Consider the following 15,289-nt stretch of genomic DNA (forward strand, 5'->3'; position numbering starts at 1 on the left):
TTGAACAGCAATCTGAAGATGTTTGATCTGTCGGGGCGTCGAGCTTTGGTCACCGGGTCGAGTACCGGCATCGGCTACGCGCTCGCAAAGGGATTGGCCGGCGCCGGTGCTGAAATCATTCTGAATGGCCGCAGCGAGGCCCGGCTGGCGGAGGCGGTCAGCCGTTTGCGCGATGAGGGGGCGACCGTCCATGCCGCAGGTTTCGACGTGACGTCGGCCGATGAGGTTGCAACGGCGATCGCCGATATCGAGCGCGAAATCGGTGCAATCGACATTCTCGTCAACAACGCTGGCATGCAGCGTCGTGCACCGCTCGAACAGTTTTCCCATGAGCAATGGCAGGAGTTGATGAAGACCAACGTCGACAGTGTGTTCCTGGTCGGACAGGCGGTGGCGCGGCATATGATCGATCGCCAGCGTGGCAAGATCATCAATATCTGTTCGGTGCAGAGCGAACTGGGCCGTCCCAACATTGCCGCCTACACCGCGACCAAGGGCGCGGTGAAGATGCTGACGAAGGGGATGGCGATCGACTGGGGGCAGTACGGGATCCAGGTCAACGGCCTTGGGCCGGGATACTTCAAGACCGAGCTGACTGAGGCGCTCGTCAACGACGAGACTTTCAGCAAGTGGCTGGTTGGACGGACTCCGTCGCGGCGTTGGGGGGATGTCGAAGATCTCGTCGGCGCCGCCGTGTTCCTGGCAAGCAGCGCTTCAAACTTTGTGAACGGCCATATTCTTTATGTGGATGGCGGAGTGACTGCCACGCTGTAGTTTGCGGGCCATACCGGGCATTCATGCGTTCTTGAATGCCCCCGCGGCAATCCCCGGCTCTGCGCAGTACGAATCTGGGCTTCCGGGCTGGCGCAACGCTGTCATCGTTTTCCGTAGGCGTAGCCTCACGCGTGACATCAGCAGGGTTCCAGGTCCATAACCTGTAGTTCAGCGATTGGCAGGTGCAATGCCCGAGTAGTCATGCGGTATCTGGTTCAAAGAGAAAATTCTTCAAACAGAAGCTGCCGGAGCCACTGATTGCTGGGTTCGCGATGATTTCGCGCATGCCATAACACGTTAATGGAAATATCCGGAATTTTGATGGGGCACGGTGCCGACTCGAGACCAAACGGAGCAAGGGTTCTCGTCGCATAGGCTTCCGGAACGACTGCGATCAGATCCGTCGTCTGAAGGATGTGACCCACAGCCACGAAGTGCGGAACCCGAAGCCGCAGGTGGCGCGTTAAGCCGGCGCGCTGGATGGCTGTGTCGACCATGCCATGCCCGGTACCTTCGGCCACAATGGAGACATGCTCCGCGTCCCAGAATGCTTCAGGCGTCATGCCGGTCTTCGCCAGTGGATGGCCTTTACGAAATATGCAAACGTATCTCTGCCTGAAAAGACGCCGTTGAAAAAAACCTGTCTTGAGGTCAGGCAAGAAGCCGATGGCAAGGTCGACTCGTCCGGTCTCCATTTCATCGCTAAGCGTGTCCGCATGATTACGCACGGTGCTGACAGAAACGCCCGGCGCAACCTGGGCGAGCCTCTTCATGAGGGCAGGAAGAAAATAGATTTCCCCGATATCGGTCATCGCCAGGGTGAACGCACGAGTGCTGGATGCCGGGTCGAAGTTCGACGTTGCATTTAGCGTGTTGTATATCGCGCCAAGCGCGTATCCGATGGGCTCCGCCAATGTCTCCGCCAGTGGCGTTGGGATCATCCCTTTCGATGTTCTGAGGAAGAGTTCGTCCCCCAGAAGTTTTCTCAGCCGGTTAAGAGCGTTACTAATGGCAGGCTGAGAAATCCCCAAGGTGTTCGCGACTGCCGACACGCGACGTTGCCGCAGTAGCTCATTGAATACGACCAGCAGATTCAGGTCGATATCTTGAAGTTCCATCCGTGGTCTCCTCCTCTGACCACCATTATCACTGTTGGTGATATTAACTATCAAGCAATTTCTATTTATCAATAGCAGTGTCGGCGGCATCATGGACGCACTAGTTGACCAGCCCGGAGACACTGGCTTCATGGATATTTCTATTCTGCCGCTTCAACGCATCCTCGACGTGCGCGCTGGCGAAAACCTGCTCGAAGTGCTGCGTGCCAACCAGATTCCCATTTCATACAGTTGCATGGCTGGCCGCTGTGGCACATGCCGCTGCCGGGTCGCTTCTGGTCGTGTGCTTGTGACGGGAAGCCGGGACTTGAATGCACCGATCAACCGAGGCCAGTCCGTGCTCGCGTGCCAGACGACACTTGTCGAAGATTGCGCGATCGAGATTCCGGAAGTGGACGAAGTCGTCGTTCACCCGGCGAAGACCCTTAAGGCGACCGTGCTTGCCATCGAAGACCTGACGCACGATATCAAGCGTCTACGCCTCGGACTGTCCAGGCCGCTTGAATTTTCGCCAGGTCAGTACGCGAACCTGCAGTTCACGCCACAGCATATCCGTCCGTATTCGATGGCGGTGACGCAGAACCCGGAGGAGATCGAGTTTCATATCCGGCTCGTGCCGGACGGTCGCGTCACTTCTTACATCGCCAAAGAACTGAAAGTCGGCGACTCGGTGCGGGTGAGTGGTCCGCTCGGCACTGCTTATCTGCGCCGCAAAAACTCTGCCCCGATTGTTTGTATTGCTGGCGGTACTGGCCTCGCGCCAATTCTCTCGATCCTCCGGGGTATCGCCGAGGCTGGCATGGAAAACCGTGTCCACGTGTATTTCGGCGTCCGCTCGAATATCGACGTGTACGGTGAACCCTGGTTAAGGGAGTTGCAAAGCCGGCTTCCTCATTTGGAGTTTCACATCGTCGTCGCGTCCGGTCACGACGTGAACGGATTCCGCAGCGGCGTTGTGACCCAGGCCGTAAGCGACGACTGGAGCGACATGCGTGGCTGGAGCGCGTACATCGCCGGCGCGCCGGTGATGGTCGATGCGGCGTCGATACTGCTCAAGCAGAAAGGCGTCGAGCCTGAACGAATCTACGCCGATGCTTTTTATTCAAGTGGTGTTTGACCTTCCGGCAGCGCCATCAATATCCAGTCATAGGAGACAGGTATGAACGAGACTCCCGTTATATTCAGGAAGGCAGCGTGGAAGGACGATGGCTCAAGCCGTATTCCATTCTGGGCGTACACAGACGAAGACATCTACCGCCGCGAACTCGAGCGTTTCTTTTATTCGGGCCACTGGTGCTACGTGGCACTTGAGGCGGAAATCCCGAACCCTGGCGACTTCAGGCGCTCAGTTATCGGTGAGCGGTCCGTTATCGTCAGCCGGGCGACCGATGGCGAGATCTATGTAGTGGAGAATGTCTGCGCGCATCGCGGCGTTCAATTCTGCCGGGAAAAGTCGGGCAACCGGAAGGACTTCACGTGTCCGTACCATCAATGGAACTACGACCTGAAAGGCAATCTGGTCGGCGTTCCGTTCCGTCGCGGCGTAAAGCTCGACGGCAAGATCAACGGCGGTATGCCCTCCGACTTCGATCCGAAAGCGCACGGCCTCACGAGGCTGAAGGTCGCCGCGCGTAATGGCGTTGTGTTCGCGTCTTTCGACCACGACGTTGCGTCGCTAGAGGAGTATCTGGGCCCGACGATCCTCCGCTACTTTGACCGTGTCTTCGACGGTCGCAAGCTGACTCTTCTCGGCTACAACCGTCAGCGCATTCCGGGCAACTGGAAGTTGATGCAGGAAAACATCAAGGATCCCTACCACCCTGGGCTGCTGCACACCTGGTTTGTCACGTTCGGGCTGTGGCGGGCCGACAATAAGTCGGAATTGAAGATGGACGAACACTTCCGCCACGCTGCCATGATCTCGACACGCGGGGCGGCCGGCAAAAGCGATGTGACATCTGGCGTCTCGAGCTTCAAGGAGCAGATGCACCTTAATGACGATCGCATTCTCGACATCGTCAAGGAAGATTGGTGGGGCGAACCGACCGCAGTGATGATGACCCTGTTTCCCAGCGTGATCATCCAGCAGCAGGTCAACTCCGTGTCGACGCGACACATTCAGCCTGACGGCCACGGATCATTTGACTTCGTCTGGACGCATTTCGGATTCGAAGAAGACAGCGAAGAGATGACGCGTCGCCGACTTCGTCAGGCCAACCTGTTCGGCCCAGCGGGCTTCGTTTCGGCGGACGACGGCGAAGTTATCGAGTTCTCGCAGGAAGGCTTTGAGCAGAAGCCGTTCCATCGAACGATTGCCGAACTGGGCGGCCGCGACGTTGGCGATTCCGATCACATGGTGACCGAAACGCTCATTCGCGGGATGTACGACTACTGGCGCCGTGTCATGGAGGTTTGAGATGCTCGATTTCAATACATACCAACAGCTGGTGGCGCTGTACTCGGACTACGCATCCGCCATCGATAACAACGAATGGGGCAAATGGCCAGAGTTTTTTACGGAAGAGTGCGTGTACAAGGTGCAGCCCCGTGAAAACTTCGACCGGGGCTACCCGCTCGCAACCCTGTCATTCGAAAGTCGCGGCATGCTGAAGGATCGGATCTACGGCATGACGGAGACTATCTTTCACGATCCGTATTACCAGCGGCACGTTGTCGGTACTCCGCGCGTTCTTCACGTCGATCCTGAGCGTATCCAGTCCGAGGCAAACTATGCAGTGTTCCGCACGAAGCCCGATGAGATTTCCACGGTGTTCAACGTCGGCCGATACATCGACACGATTCGTCGCACGGACGCTGGCCTGAAGTTCGAATCGCGCGTTTGCGTGTTCGATAGCGAAATGATCGCCAACTCGCTGATTTATCCGATTTGAGGTTTGCCATGGCACAACAATGGACCAGGATTATCGAGCTGGTTGCAGTTCCAAATGACGACGTCGTCGCGGTACAGGCTAGTGGGAAAGAGCTGGCGATCTACGGCATAGATGGAGAAGTGTTCGCAACGGACAACATCTGCACACATGGTCACGCGCGGCTGTGTGACGGTTTTCTGGAAGGACACGAAATCGAATGTCCGCTCCATCAGGGACGTTTTGATATCCGGAACGGGAAGGCGATGTGTGAACCCCTGACCGAGGATATTAAGGCATATCCAGTGAAAATCGAAGACGGCTGCGTCTTCGTCCAACTCTAGTGTGCGCCGGGCTCTGGAAGTTCTAAAGTTAATTTCTTCGTCTCGCTGCCTGTCATGTACCAGTCGTTGACACGACCGGGGACGTCGCCGATTCAATCACAGGAGACGTCGACCGGTCGAACCTCGAACGATAAGCTTCGGAGGCGATGTGTGGATGACCGTCGACTCGTTCGCCCGCCCGGCCATGAGTTCGACGAGAAGGCCTATTCCCTGCTCGGCCAGTTCGGCCGTTGGTATCGCGACAGTAGTCAAGCCCGGGCGCGATTGGCGTGCGGGGATAATATCGGTGATGCTCACAACGGATAAATCGTCGGGCACCGAGTATCCCAGGTCCGATGCAGCGTTCAACACACCAAGCGCCGGAAGGTCGTTGGAGACAAAGAGCGCTGTCAGATCGGGACGGGCCGAAAGCAAATGCTTCGCGGCTTCGTAGCCGTCTTCGAAGGAATCCTGTGTGAATCGCTCGTCCGCTGCCAAATGCCGAATTCTGGCTTCTCGCATGACCTCCCGAAACCCATCATATCGTGGTCGATGGATTCCGTTTTTCGAGCTGCCAATAATAGCGCCGATGCGTCGGTGTCCATATTCGACCAGGTGCTGTGCGGCGAGTTTGCCTGCACCCTTCGAATCGAACGTGACGCACGGAATGCCAGGAGGTTCGTCTGGCAGTTCCCACACAGATATGACCACCGGAACGCCTCGACGCTGGAGCCTGCGTAGCTCGTCAATCGGCAGGTCCGCGTAGTTCGCTACAAGAACCCCATCCGAAAGAGAGCCGGCGACTTGTTCCAGGAAATGCGTACCACGGTCCGCCTCATGATCTGTGTTGCAGACGAGCAGATGGCGCTGGTGCTTTAGCGCTGACAGATTCGCCGCGAGCGTAAATTCCGGATAGAACGGGTTGGTGATGCAACTGAGCATCAACGCAAGCGTCGGCGCCTTGCGTTCCACGAGTGCGCGCGCCGTAAGGTTCGGCCGGTAGCCCTGGCGCTCTACCACTTCGAGAACTCGTTGCCGCGTCTCTTCACTCACGCGTCCCCGACCGCGCAACACATTCGAGACGGTCATGACCGAGACGCCAGCGTGTTCAGCTACGTCCTTGATCGTCGCGGCAGGGGTGAATTGTTTGCTGCTCATAGTAAGAACACTCGTCGGCGAAGCCGCAACAGGATTTCCTGGCATCATTCAATCGACGCGGCACAGCGTTGTCAATCATATTACCCATGAAAAAGCTCTTGCGCCTGTCGGAAAACGGGCGTAGAGTCCATCGCAAATAGAAGGACAGTTGCTCCCGGTCAGGCCTCGCGGCCTTTTTTTAAACCCCGTTGGTGTAACGTTAAATCAAGCTGGACGGAGACATGGCAGCCATCACACTGAGAGGCGTGACCAAGGCGTACGGAGAGCACTCGCCCGTACTACGCGGAATCGACCTTGATATCGGGGAAAACGAGTTCTGTGTCTTCCTGGGGCCATCTGGCTGCGGGAAGTCGACGCTGCTGCGCATCATTGCTGGACTCGAAGACGCGACGTCTGGCGACGTGCACATTGGTGGGAAGCTCGTGAATGCCGTACCCCCTGCCAAACGAGGGGTAGCGATGGTCTTTCAAAGCTACGCCTTGTTTCCCCACATGACTGTCGAACAGAACATGGGGTTTGGCTTGAAGCTGGCCGGTCTGCCCGCAGGCGAAATCACGCAAAAGGTCAACCAGGCGGCGAAGATACTGCAACTGGATGCCCTGCTCAATAGAAAGCCAGCGGCGCTCTCCGGCGGCCAACGCCAACGCGTCGCCATCGGCAGAGCTATCGTGCGCGAGCCGGGAGTGTTCCTGTTTGATGAACCGCTCTCGAACCTCGACGCAATGCTTCGGGGCCAGACACGCGTTGAGATCGCGCGGCTCCATCGTCAATTCGCGCAAGCCAGCACAGTCTACGTTACGCATGACCAGGTAGAAGCCATGACGCTCGGGGACAAGATTGTCCTGTTGCGTGCGGGGCAAGACGCTGAACGCTTCGGCAGCATCGCGCAGGTCGGTTCACCGTTGGAACTTTACCACCGTCCAGACAGCCGGTTCGTCGCCGAGTTCATCGGCAGCCCGAAGATGAACTTTCTGTCCGCGTCGGTCGTCTCCGTGGGGTCCGAGGGTGCCACCGTGAAATTGACGAAGTCCAACGACATCGTGGTGGCGAAGGTCGATGGTTCGCTCCTGGAGGCCGGGCAACCGGTTACGGTCGGAATCCGACCTGAACACATCGAGAACGCCTCGCTTCGCGACGCGTCAACGGCCCCTGAACCTCACGGGGAGATGCAGGTTTTGTGGCGCGATGTCGCTCTGGTTGAACGACTCGGCGAGCACAGCTATCTGCACGCCGATGACCCCTGCGGAACGACAGTCATTGCAAAGCAACCAGGTGACGCGAACCACCTGACCGGCGCTCGCGTCGCACTGGCCTTCAGGTCCCATTCCTGCCACATGTTCACCGCCGACGGCCGCGCAGTGCCGAAACTTCAATAGAACGACATCCGGAGACATCGATGAAACGACTGCTTGTGCTCTCAGCCTTGGGTGCGGCCCTCTCTTTCGCGAGTGCGGTCGATGCGGGGACTCTCCAGTTGAATATCGCTTTCAAAGGCGCCGACCAGCGCGCGGTATGGGAGCGGCTGATTCAGGGATTCGAAAAGGCCAACCCGGATGTGACGGCGAAAGTTGCGTTCGTCGAGGAAGAGACGTACAAGGTGCAGCTTCCCGGTTGGTTGACATCGGTCGCACCCGACGTGATTAATTGGCATGAAGGCGAGCGCATGGCCTACTACGCACGCCGTGGTTTGCTCGAAGACCTGTCTGTCGATTGGCAAAAGAACGACTTGAACTCGCAGTTTGCGTCGCTCAAGACCGCATCCTCGTACGATGGCAAGCAATATGCGATGCCCACGCAGTATTTTGCGTGGGGGCTGTTCTACAGGAAGGACCTGTTCGAGAAGGTTGGTATTAAAGGTGAACCGACCACGTGGGACGAGTTTCTTGAGGCGTGTCGTAAGCTCAAAGCGATGGGCATTGCTCCGATTGCAGTGGGTGGGCGCGACTCATGGACGCTGGCAGCGTGGTTTGATTACCTCGACCTTCGCATGAATGGTTACGACTTCCACATGCAACTCATGAACGGTGACATTCCGTACACGGACGCCCGCGTGAAGAAGGTCTATCTGGCGTGGAAAACGCTCATTGATAACAAATACTTCATCGACAACCCGCTTTCCTACAGTCTCGACTCCGTGCAGCCGCTCTATATTCAAGGCCAGGCCGCGATGATGTTGATGGGCACATTCCTTTCGCCCGGATTGCCGCCAGCGACAAAGACACAGACCGGCTTTTTCCGGTTTCCCACGGTCGACCCAAAAATTGCCCCTGCAGAGGACGGCTCTGCCGAATGCCTCAATATTCCCAAGAGGGCTGCGAACAAGACTGACGCTCGAAAATTCCTCGCGTTCATTGGCCGACCGGATATCGACGGGGAACTCGCAAAGGGTGTAGGTACGTTGCCGGCCAACAATCAGGCCGCGATGCCTGAAGACCCGATTGCAAAAACCGGCTTCCAGATTCTCTCGAAGACCAGCGGCGGCGTCGCACAATTCTATGACCGCGACATGACCAAGGAAATGGCCGACGAGGGTATGAAGGGTATGCAGCGGTTCATCAGCGACCCGTCCAGGCTCGACGAGATTCTTGGACAACTCGAAAAGACGCGCCAGCGCATTTACAACAAGTCGTAACAGTGCGAGGCGTGCCATGGCTACAGCCGAGACGAGAACGTCAGTGCGAAAGGGTTCGCCCACAGACCAGCCTGCTCGCACCAACCGCGCGTTGACGGGGCGCCGGTCTACACCTCTGGCAAGCGGGCGCAAGCGGGCAGCCGTGCTGTTCCTGCTGCCCGCCTGCGCGATGTTTTGCATGTATGTGATTTACCCGATCATCAGCAGCATCGTGCTCAGTTTTTACAACTGGGATGGCATGAGCGACAAGGTCTTTGTGGGGTTCGCGAACTACAGGGAACTCTTCCATACCGACACCTTCTACATCGCACTGGAAAACAACTTGTTGTGGCTCGTGTTCTTTCTGCTCGCACCGCCTGTGGGACTGGTCTTCGCGCTATATCTGAACCAGAACGTTAGAGGCATGCGGCTGGTCAAATCGTTGTTCTTCTCGCCGTTCGTGCTGTCCGGAGTGGTGGTTGGCCTTGTCTTCAGCTGGTTCTATGACCCGGCCTTTGGTCTTTTGAAGGTGTTCGTCGGGCACGGAATACCCATTCTCGGTGATGAACACTACGCGACGTTCGGAATCATCGCGGCAGCACTATGGCCGCAGATTCCGTTCTGCATGCTGCTCTATCTGACCAACCTCACAAGCATCAACCCCGAAATCATTGAGGCAGGTCGCATGGAGGGGGCAACAGGTTGGTCTCTTTTATGGCACGTCGTACTGCCTCAGTTGAGGCCCGCTACCTTCCTGTCTGTCGTGCTGACCATTATTGGTGCGCTGCGTAGTTTCGACCTCATCGCTGTTATGACCGGCGGCGGTCCATTCGATAGCTCGACTGTGCTTGCATATTTCATGTATGACCAGGCCATCAAGTACTTCCGATTCGGTTATTCGGCGGCCATTGCTGTTGTGTTGTTTCTCATCATGCTGGTTTTCATCGTATATCAGTTGCGCCGCCTCCTCCACGTGGAACGGTAACGAAGGAAGATTATCTATGTATCCAACTCCCGTTAGCAGATGGAGTCCAGCTGGACGGACTGTCTACAAGACTTCGTTGCCGGTCGCACTTGCCATCTGGCTACTTCCGTTGTTCGCAGTGTTGGTGACGTCCGTTCGCTCGTCAAGCGAGCTCATGAAGGGAAATTATTGGGGTTGGCCAGAGGGAGTCGCCTTCTTCGAGAACTACAGGACGGTCCTCGTCGACTCCCCAATGCTTCACTACTTTCTGAATAGTTGCCTCATTACCGTGCCATCGGTGCTGGGTTCCATCGCTTTGGCGGCCATGGCGGGCTTCGCCCTCGCAACATACCCGTTCAAAGGAAACAACGCGATTCTTGGCGCGTTTGTGGCGGGTAACTTTGTTCCCATTCAGGTCTTGATGATTCCCGTGCGCCAACTGACGCTGCAACTGGGATTGTTCAACACCCTTGAGGGGTTGATTCTCTTTCACGTGTCGTTTCAGACCGGCTTCTGCACGCTGTTCCTGCGAAATTTCATCAAGGAACTCCCCTATGAGCTTGTCGAGGCTGCACGTATCGAAGGAGCAAATGAATGGCAGCTATTCTACAAAATCATCCTGCCGCTTATTGCGCCAGCGCTCGCTGCGCTAGCGATTCTTGTCTTCACATTCGTGTGGAACGACTACTTCTGGGCGCTATGCCTGACGCAAGGTGATGATGCAGCGCCTATCACAGTGGGCGTCGCTGCACTCAAAGGGCAGTGGACCACAGCCTGGAACCTCGTTTCCGCTGGCTCGCTACTTGCCGCCCTCCCGTCGGTCGTTCTGTTCTTTGCCATGCAGAAGCACTTCGTTGCCGGTCTGACCTTCGGCGCCACGAAGGGGTAAGCCAGCCATTCATTCCATATTCAATGCGAGCGTTGGGCTCGCAGGGCGCCCTGCGCCCATAACATCCATAAAGGAACAATTCCATGAAGGTGGGAGTCGACTACTACCCCGAGCATTGGGACGTCGCGCTGTGGGAGCAGGATACGCAGCAGATGCAGGATGCTGGCATTACTATCGTTCGCCTCGCGGAGTTTGCGTGGTCAAGGCTTGAGCCTACCGAAGGCGCTTTCGATTTCGACTGGCTTGACGAGGCCATTGCAGTCCTTGCACGTCACGGCATGGGCGTTGTGCTCGGCACTCCCACGGCTACGCCGCCGGTTTGGCTCACGCACAATTATCGGGACGTTCTTCCGGTCGATAACAAAGGTCACGCCCACTACGCGGGCGTACGCCTTCATCGTTGTTACAACAGTCCTTCTTTGCGCGAGTATGGCGAACGAATCATCGACCGGCTGACGCAGCACTACAGCAGGCATCCGGCTGTCATTGGCTGGCAGACGGATAACGAGCTCGCTGCAAACGATTGCCATTGCCAGAATTGCACGCGACTCTTTCGTACCTGGCTCCAGGACAAATATGGAACGCTGGAGAATTTGAACCGCGAGTGGGGTACCGTCGTTTGGAGCGGCGAATACAGCGACTGGACGCAGGTCAACACACCGCTTGGTGGGTCGCAGCATCTTAACCCGTCGTTCCTGCTGGACTTCCGGCGGTTCTCCTCCGACTCGGTTGCTGACTTCAATCAGTTCCAGGCGGCCCTTATACGCAAGAACAGTCCCGGCAAGTTCGTGACCCACAATCTGTGGGGCTACCCCGTCACGGCCGACTACTACGACATGTTCGACAGCATGGACTTCGCGTCTGTCGACTACTATCCGGCCACCGACCTCGCCGATAACTCGAAGTCCCGGATGTACCACGGGGCCCTGACTCTTGACCTGACGCGTGGTTTGAAGCGGCAAAACTTCTGGGTGATGGAGCAATTGAGCGGGACGCCGGGATGTTGGTACCCAATGTCACGTACGCCGTTTCCCGGAATGATTCGAGCGTACGCGTGGCAAAGCGTATCTCGTGGTGCCGACGCGGTGGTCCAATTCCGCTGGCGTTCGGCTCGCATCGGCGCAGAGCAATTCTGGCATGGTCTGCTGGACCATCACGGCGTGCCCGGCCGCCGTTTCGACGAGTTCGTCCGGTTCAGCCAGGAAGCAGGAAAACTCGCTCCGCTGCTGGAGGGCACGACGTTACATCACGATGTAGCGATGCTTTTTTCACACGAGCAACTCAACGCCTTCCAGATTCAACCGCAGTCGGACGGGTTCGACTACCTCGACAACTTCAAGCGCGTGCACTCGGCACTCTTGCGAATGGGCATCGGCACGGACGTGCTTAACTGGAGGGATGACTTCCTGCAATACAAACTTGTCATCGCCCCGATGCTCTACCTCATTGACGACGCCATGGCGGCTAAGCTGCGCCAGTATGTGGACAATGGCGGTACGCTCATCTTGACAACGCGCTCCGGCGTCAAGAACATGAACAACGTATGTTTGCCAGACCGCTTGCCGAACTTTTTGACGGAGCTCGCTGGTGTGTTCGTAGACGAGTACGACCCAATTGGCAACGACGTGCAGAGAATTGAATTCGAAGGTGGTGAGCTATTCAAGTGTAGTCAATGGTGTGACATCCTTTCACCGGTCACTGCAGAGACGATAGCAACATATTCAAGCGAATACTTTGCTGGCCGCGCTGCCGTGACGAGGAATGTTGCCAGCAACGGCACTGTGTATTACATCGGAACAGTGCTCGATGATAAAGCTTATAGGGTTTTGCTCGGTCGGATTGCGGAGGATCTGGATCTCGATTTTGAGCCAGATCTCCCCGAGGGAGTAGAACTCGCCGTGAGAAGCTCTGATACGACAAGGCTTCTGTTCGTTATGAACCTCTCGAAGGAATCGAAGCGAATCACGCTCGACGACCGCGAGTGCGTAAGTGCCCTGTCGGGTAAGCGATTGCGGGGAGGGAGCATTGAGCTCCAAGCTGGAGATGTAGAAATTCTCGTTGAAACACTTTCTGAAGTGGCTATCACTTTGTGACACATCCGTTCCCGGAGGGGCTGCGAAAGCTGGCGACTGTCTGTTAGCGCTGCAGCCTCCGCTCGACGGGATTTGCATGATCGACCCCGATGAAGGGGTCGATCGGCGCGGCCGCGCCACGCAGGCCATAGGCCCGAAAGTGGCTGCCATGGTTGGCGCGCTGGAGCGGAGCGATGACGGACATGATCGTGGCCTCAGGCCCCTTGGGCTTCGCTCAAGGTCGGGTAATCGGTGTAGCCCTGTGCCGTACCACCGAAGAAACCATTGCGGTTCGCATCGTTCATTGGCGCGTTGACCTTCAATCGGGCGACGAAATCCGGGTTCGCAAGAGCCATCTGGCCATAAGCTTCCAGATCGGCCAGCCCTGAAGCCACATCGGCTCCAATGTGGTCGCGAGGACGGCCTGGCCGGTTCAGGATCAGCGTGCTGTTCCAGAGCTTTCGAATGTCGGCCAGCAGCGGTTCGTTGCCCTGGTGCATGACGTGCACGTAGGCCAGCCCCAGCTTGCCGAGTTCAGCGACCAGGTAGCGGTAGAGGTCCGGCCCTTCGGCGCCTTCGTCGATGCCCCACATCGTCGTGCCGGGCGACAGGCGGATGGCAGTGCGGTCCGCGCCGATTTCCTCGGCAATCGCGGCAGCCACCTGAATGGCAAAGCGGGCGCGGTTTTCAATAGAGCCGCCGTATTCGTCGGTTCGCGTGTTGGCGCTCGGTGCAAAGAACTGCTGGATCAGGTAGGCGTTCGCGCCGTGGATTTCGACGCCGTCGGCGCCGGCCTCGATCGCGCGGCGGGCCGCATGACGGAAATCCTGGACGGTCTGTAGCACTTCGTGGGTACTCAGGGCGCGCGGCACCGGAATGTCCTGCATGCCCTTCGCCGTGAACATTCCCGTACCTGGCGCGATGGCCGAAGGCGCAACGCCCGGGCGACGGTGCGGCGTGTTGTCCGGGTGCGACATGCGCCCGGCGTGCATGATCTGAATGAAGATGTGGCCGCCTTTGGCATGGACGGCATCGGTGATCTTCTTCCAGCCGGCGACGTGCGCGTCGGTGCAGATGCCAGGTGTGGTCAGGTAGCCCTGTCCATCGTCGGAAGGCTGGGTGCCTTCGGTTACGATCAGGCCGACGCTGGCGCGTTGAGCGTAGTACTCGGCGGCCAGTTCGCCCGGAGTGCCATCGAACTGGGCGCGCGAACGGGTCATCGGTGCCATGACCAGGCGATTTTGAAGCGTGTAGCGGCCGACCTGGACGGGATCGAACAGTTTGCTCATGACGGAATCCTCGGAGTGTGATGGATGGATGAAAGAAAGGACCGGCCCGGTATCTTTGATCTCGGATGAGGAAATCATCGCCTGCTTCTTCATCGAGATAAATATGATATTTTGGATAACATTGATCCATTGGTGGAGCAGTTGGCATGGAATTGCTGAACGACATGGCGTTGTTCGTGGAGGTCGTCAAAGCCAAGGGTTTTCGCGGTGCTGCGCAGGCGATGGGGATGCCCAACTCGACCCTTTCGCGGCGGATCAGCACGTTGGAGAAGGCGATCGGGCTTCGCCTGCTACACCGCACGACGCGCAAGATTGAACTGACCGAGGCTGGCCAGATCTACTTCGAGCGATGCAAGCGCATCGTCGATGAAGCACGCCTCGCGCACGAACAGCTTGGCGAAATGCTCGCGCAGCCCAGCGGCGTGCTGCGAGCTTCGTTGCCGGTAGATTTCGCCGTGACCTACCTCGCCCCCTTGATAGCCGAATTTGCCAGCCTCTACCCCGGCATCTCCTTCGATTTCGACCTTACCCCGCGGCGGATCGATCTGGTTAGCGAACCCTTCGACGTGGCGATTCGCATGGGGGAGTCCGAAAACTCGCAACTCATTGCCCGCCCGCTGGCCTCGCTCACGCCTTGCCTCTACGCCTCGCCGGGGTACATTGAACGATCCGGTGAGCCAGGCAAGCCCGCTGATCTGGAACAACACGAGTGCCTGGGCATCCTGAGGGCCGGTTCCTGGACTTTGCGCGACGGAAAGAGAACCACCACGGTGTCGGTGGGTGGGCGCTTCACGCTCAACAGCGTTGGCATGATCCGCCGCCTGGCAACGCTGGACATGGGCATCATCCTGATGCCGGAGGAAATCGTCGCCGATGAACTGGGCAGCGGGAGACTTCGCAGGATTTTGCCCGGATGGCACGGCACACCAATGCCTGTCTATGCCATCACCGAAACCCGTCTGTTGCCGGCGAAGACGCAGCGCTTCATCGAGTTCCTTCGGGAGCGTTTGGGGAGGTAGCCAAGGGCTGGATGCGACCACCTACCCGTCAACCGGCCGCTGGTTGGTTGCCACAAAGCGCACGGGCCGCGGGCCGCTCGGCACGTCGCGCGCGTATTTCAACGCGACCGTGCAGACGCTCGAACGGCTCGGTCTCCACGACGCCGGCATCGAACGCCTGCGGCACGCGATACGCAACGCGGACGAGGCCGGCGGCGTCGCGTGA

16 protein-coding genes are annotated in these 15,289 nt (G+C 57.7%); 12 read left to right on the forward strand and 4 right to left on the reverse strand.

What is annotated here, in order from left to right; genetic code table 11:
* The first annotated feature begins 18 nt into the window (after positions 1-18).
* Positions 19-774 carry an SDR family NAD(P)-dependent oxidoreductase gene (locus P3T23_RS12485; RefSeq protein ID WP_429316671.1) on the forward strand — a complete coding sequence of 252 codons (756 nt, stop codon included), beginning with the start codon at positions 19-21 and terminating at the stop codon, positions 772-774.
* A gap of 215 nt (positions 775-989) precedes the next feature.
* Here the strand turns inward: P3T23_RS12485 and P3T23_RS12490 are convergent, their stop codons facing one another.
* Positions 990-1,892, reverse strand: a complete 903-nt coding sequence (locus P3T23_RS12490; RefSeq protein WP_429316466.1) for a LysR family transcriptional regulator — start codon at positions 1,890-1,892, stop codon at positions 990-992.
* A gap of 130 nt (positions 1,893-2,022) precedes the next feature.
* Between P3T23_RS12490 and P3T23_RS12495 the strand changes: the two genes are divergently transcribed.
* The 4 genes from P3T23_RS12495 to P3T23_RS12510 are packed head-to-tail and all read left to right on the forward strand — an operon-like array spanning position 2,023 to position 5,103.
* Positions 2,023-3,009, forward strand: coding sequence for an FAD-binding oxidoreductase (locus P3T23_RS12495; RefSeq protein ID WP_429316467.1), 987 nt, complete (start codon positions 2,023-2,025; stop codon positions 3,007-3,009).
* Between the two features lie 42 nt (positions 3,010-3,051).
* Positions 3,052-4,308: an aromatic ring-hydroxylating dioxygenase subunit alpha gene (locus tag P3T23_RS12500; RefSeq protein ID WP_429316468.1), complete on the forward strand. Its 1,257-nt coding sequence runs from the start codon at positions 3,052-3,054 to the stop codon at positions 4,306-4,308.
* A gap of 1 nt (position 4,309) precedes the next feature.
* On the forward strand, positions 4,310-4,783 hold the full coding sequence (locus P3T23_RS12505; protein ID WP_429316469.1) for an aromatic-ring-hydroxylating dioxygenase subunit beta: 474 nt from the start codon (positions 4,310-4,312) through the stop codon (positions 4,781-4,783).
* An 8-nt stretch (positions 4,784-4,791) separates the two neighbouring features.
* Positions 4,792-5,103, forward strand: a complete 312-nt coding sequence (locus P3T23_RS12510; protein ID WP_429316470.1) for a non-heme iron oxygenase ferredoxin subunit — start codon at positions 4,792-4,794, stop codon at positions 5,101-5,103.
* Between the two features lie 96 nt (positions 5,104-5,199).
* Here P3T23_RS12510 and P3T23_RS12515 read toward each other — a convergent pair whose 3' ends face one another.
* The gene (locus P3T23_RS12515) at positions 5,200-6,240 is read right to left on the reverse strand and encodes a LacI family DNA-binding transcriptional regulator (RefSeq protein ID WP_429316471.1); all 1,041 of its coding nucleotides are present in this window, start codon (positions 6,238-6,240) and stop codon (positions 5,200-5,202) included.
* Between the two features lie 221 nt (positions 6,241-6,461).
* Here P3T23_RS12515 and P3T23_RS12520 point away from each other — a divergent pair, with 221 nt between their 5' ends.
* From P3T23_RS12520 to P3T23_RS12540, 5 genes are all read left to right on the forward strand, one after another.
* Complete coding sequence (locus P3T23_RS12520) at positions 6,462-7,616, forward strand: ABC transporter ATP-binding protein (protein WP_429316472.1); 1,155 nt, start codon at positions 6,462-6,464, stop codon at positions 7,614-7,616.
* Positions 7,617-7,636: 20 nt separating this feature from the next.
* Positions 7,637-8,872: an ABC transporter substrate-binding protein gene (locus tag P3T23_RS12525; protein ID WP_429316473.1), complete on the forward strand. Its 1,236-nt coding sequence runs from the start codon at positions 7,637-7,639 to the stop codon at positions 8,870-8,872.
* Positions 8,873-8,888: 16 nt separating this feature from the next.
* Entirely contained in the window at positions 8,889-9,836 is a 948-nt protein-coding gene (locus P3T23_RS12530; protein ID WP_429316474.1) for a carbohydrate ABC transporter permease, read from the forward strand.
* A gap of 16 nt (positions 9,837-9,852) precedes the next feature.
* Positions 9,853-10,704 (forward strand): carbohydrate ABC transporter permease, encoded by an 852-nt coding sequence (locus tag P3T23_RS12535; protein ID WP_429316475.1) that lies wholly within the window; start codon positions 9,853-9,855, stop codon positions 10,702-10,704.
* A gap of 83 nt (positions 10,705-10,787) precedes the next feature.
* Positions 10,788-12,797: a beta-galactosidase gene (locus P3T23_RS12540; protein WP_429316476.1), complete on the forward strand. Its 2,010-nt coding sequence runs from the start codon at positions 10,788-10,790 to the stop codon at positions 12,795-12,797.
* Between the two features lie 43 nt (positions 12,798-12,840).
* Here the strand turns inward: P3T23_RS12540 and P3T23_RS12545 are convergent, their stop codons facing one another.
* Positions 12,841-12,981 (reverse strand): hypothetical protein, encoded by a 141-nt coding sequence (locus P3T23_RS12545; RefSeq protein ID WP_429316477.1) that lies wholly within the window; start codon positions 12,979-12,981, stop codon positions 12,841-12,843.
* Positions 12,982-12,991: 10 nt separating this feature from the next.
* Positions 12,992-14,065: an alkene reductase gene (locus P3T23_RS12550; protein ID WP_429316478.1), complete on the reverse strand. Its 1,074-nt coding sequence runs from the start codon at positions 14,063-14,065 to the stop codon at positions 12,992-12,994.
* Positions 14,066-14,211: 146 nt separating this feature from the next.
* Here P3T23_RS12550 and P3T23_RS12555 point away from each other — a divergent pair, with 146 nt between their 5' ends.
* On the forward strand, positions 14,212-15,084 hold the full coding sequence (locus P3T23_RS12555) for a LysR family transcriptional regulator (protein ID WP_429316479.1): 873 nt from the start codon (positions 14,212-14,214) through the stop codon (positions 15,082-15,084).
* A gap of 43 nt (positions 15,085-15,127) precedes the next feature.
* Positions 15,128-15,289: a hypothetical protein gene (locus tag P3T23_RS12560; RefSeq protein WP_429316480.1), complete on the forward strand. Its 162-nt coding sequence runs from the start codon at positions 15,128-15,130 to the stop codon at positions 15,287-15,289.

Origin of the sequence: Paraburkholderia sp. GAS448, assembly GCF_050435685.1 — a bacterium.
In the GTDB taxonomy this organism is placed as follows: domain Bacteria; phylum Pseudomonadota; class Gammaproteobacteria; order Burkholderiales; family Burkholderiaceae; genus Paraburkholderia.

Bases quoted from the DNA above. Each gene is read 5' to 3' on its own strand.
- P3T23_RS12485 (WP_429316671.1), top strand. From the start codon at position 19: ATGTTTGATCTGTCGGGGCGTCGAGCTTTGGTCACCGGGTCGAGTACC.
- P3T23_RS12490 (WP_429316466.1), bottom strand. From the start codon at position 1,892: ATGGAACTTCAAGATATCGACCTGAATCTGCTGGTCGTATTCAATGAG.
- P3T23_RS12495 (WP_429316467.1), top strand. From the start codon at position 2,023: ATGGATATTTCTATTCTGCCGCTTCAACGCATCCTCGACGTGCGCGCT.
- P3T23_RS12500 (WP_429316468.1), top strand. From the start codon at position 3,052: ATGAACGAGACTCCCGTTATATTCAGGAAGGCAGCGTGGAAGGACGAT.
- P3T23_RS12505 (WP_429316469.1), top strand. From the start codon at position 4,310: ATGCTCGATTTCAATACATACCAACAGCTGGTGGCGCTGTACTCGGAC.
- P3T23_RS12510 (WP_429316470.1), top strand. From the start codon at position 4,792: ATGGCACAACAATGGACCAGGATTATCGAGCTGGTTGCAGTTCCAAAT.
- P3T23_RS12515 (WP_429316471.1), bottom strand. From the start codon at position 6,240: ATGAGCAGCAAACAATTCACCCCTGCCGCGACGATCAAGGACGTAGCT.
- P3T23_RS12520 (WP_429316472.1), top strand. From the start codon at position 6,462: ATGGCAGCCATCACACTGAGAGGCGTGACCAAGGCGTACGGAGAGCAC.
- P3T23_RS12525 (WP_429316473.1), top strand. From the start codon at position 7,637: ATGAAACGACTGCTTGTGCTCTCAGCCTTGGGTGCGGCCCTCTCTTTC.
- P3T23_RS12530 (WP_429316474.1), top strand. From the start codon at position 8,889: ATGGCTACAGCCGAGACGAGAACGTCAGTGCGAAAGGGTTCGCCCACA.
- P3T23_RS12535 (WP_429316475.1), top strand. From the start codon at position 9,853: ATGTATCCAACTCCCGTTAGCAGATGGAGTCCAGCTGGACGGACTGTC.
- P3T23_RS12540 (WP_429316476.1), top strand. From the start codon at position 10,788: ATGAAGGTGGGAGTCGACTACTACCCCGAGCATTGGGACGTCGCGCTG.
- P3T23_RS12545 (WP_429316477.1), bottom strand. From the start codon at position 12,981: ATGTCCGTCATCGCTCCGCTCCAGCGCGCCAACCATGGCAGCCACTTT.
- P3T23_RS12550 (WP_429316478.1), bottom strand. From the start codon at position 14,065: ATGAGCAAACTGTTCGATCCCGTCCAGGTCGGCCGCTACACGCTTCAA.
- P3T23_RS12555 (WP_429316479.1), top strand. From the start codon at position 14,212: ATGGAATTGCTGAACGACATGGCGTTGTTCGTGGAGGTCGTCAAAGCC.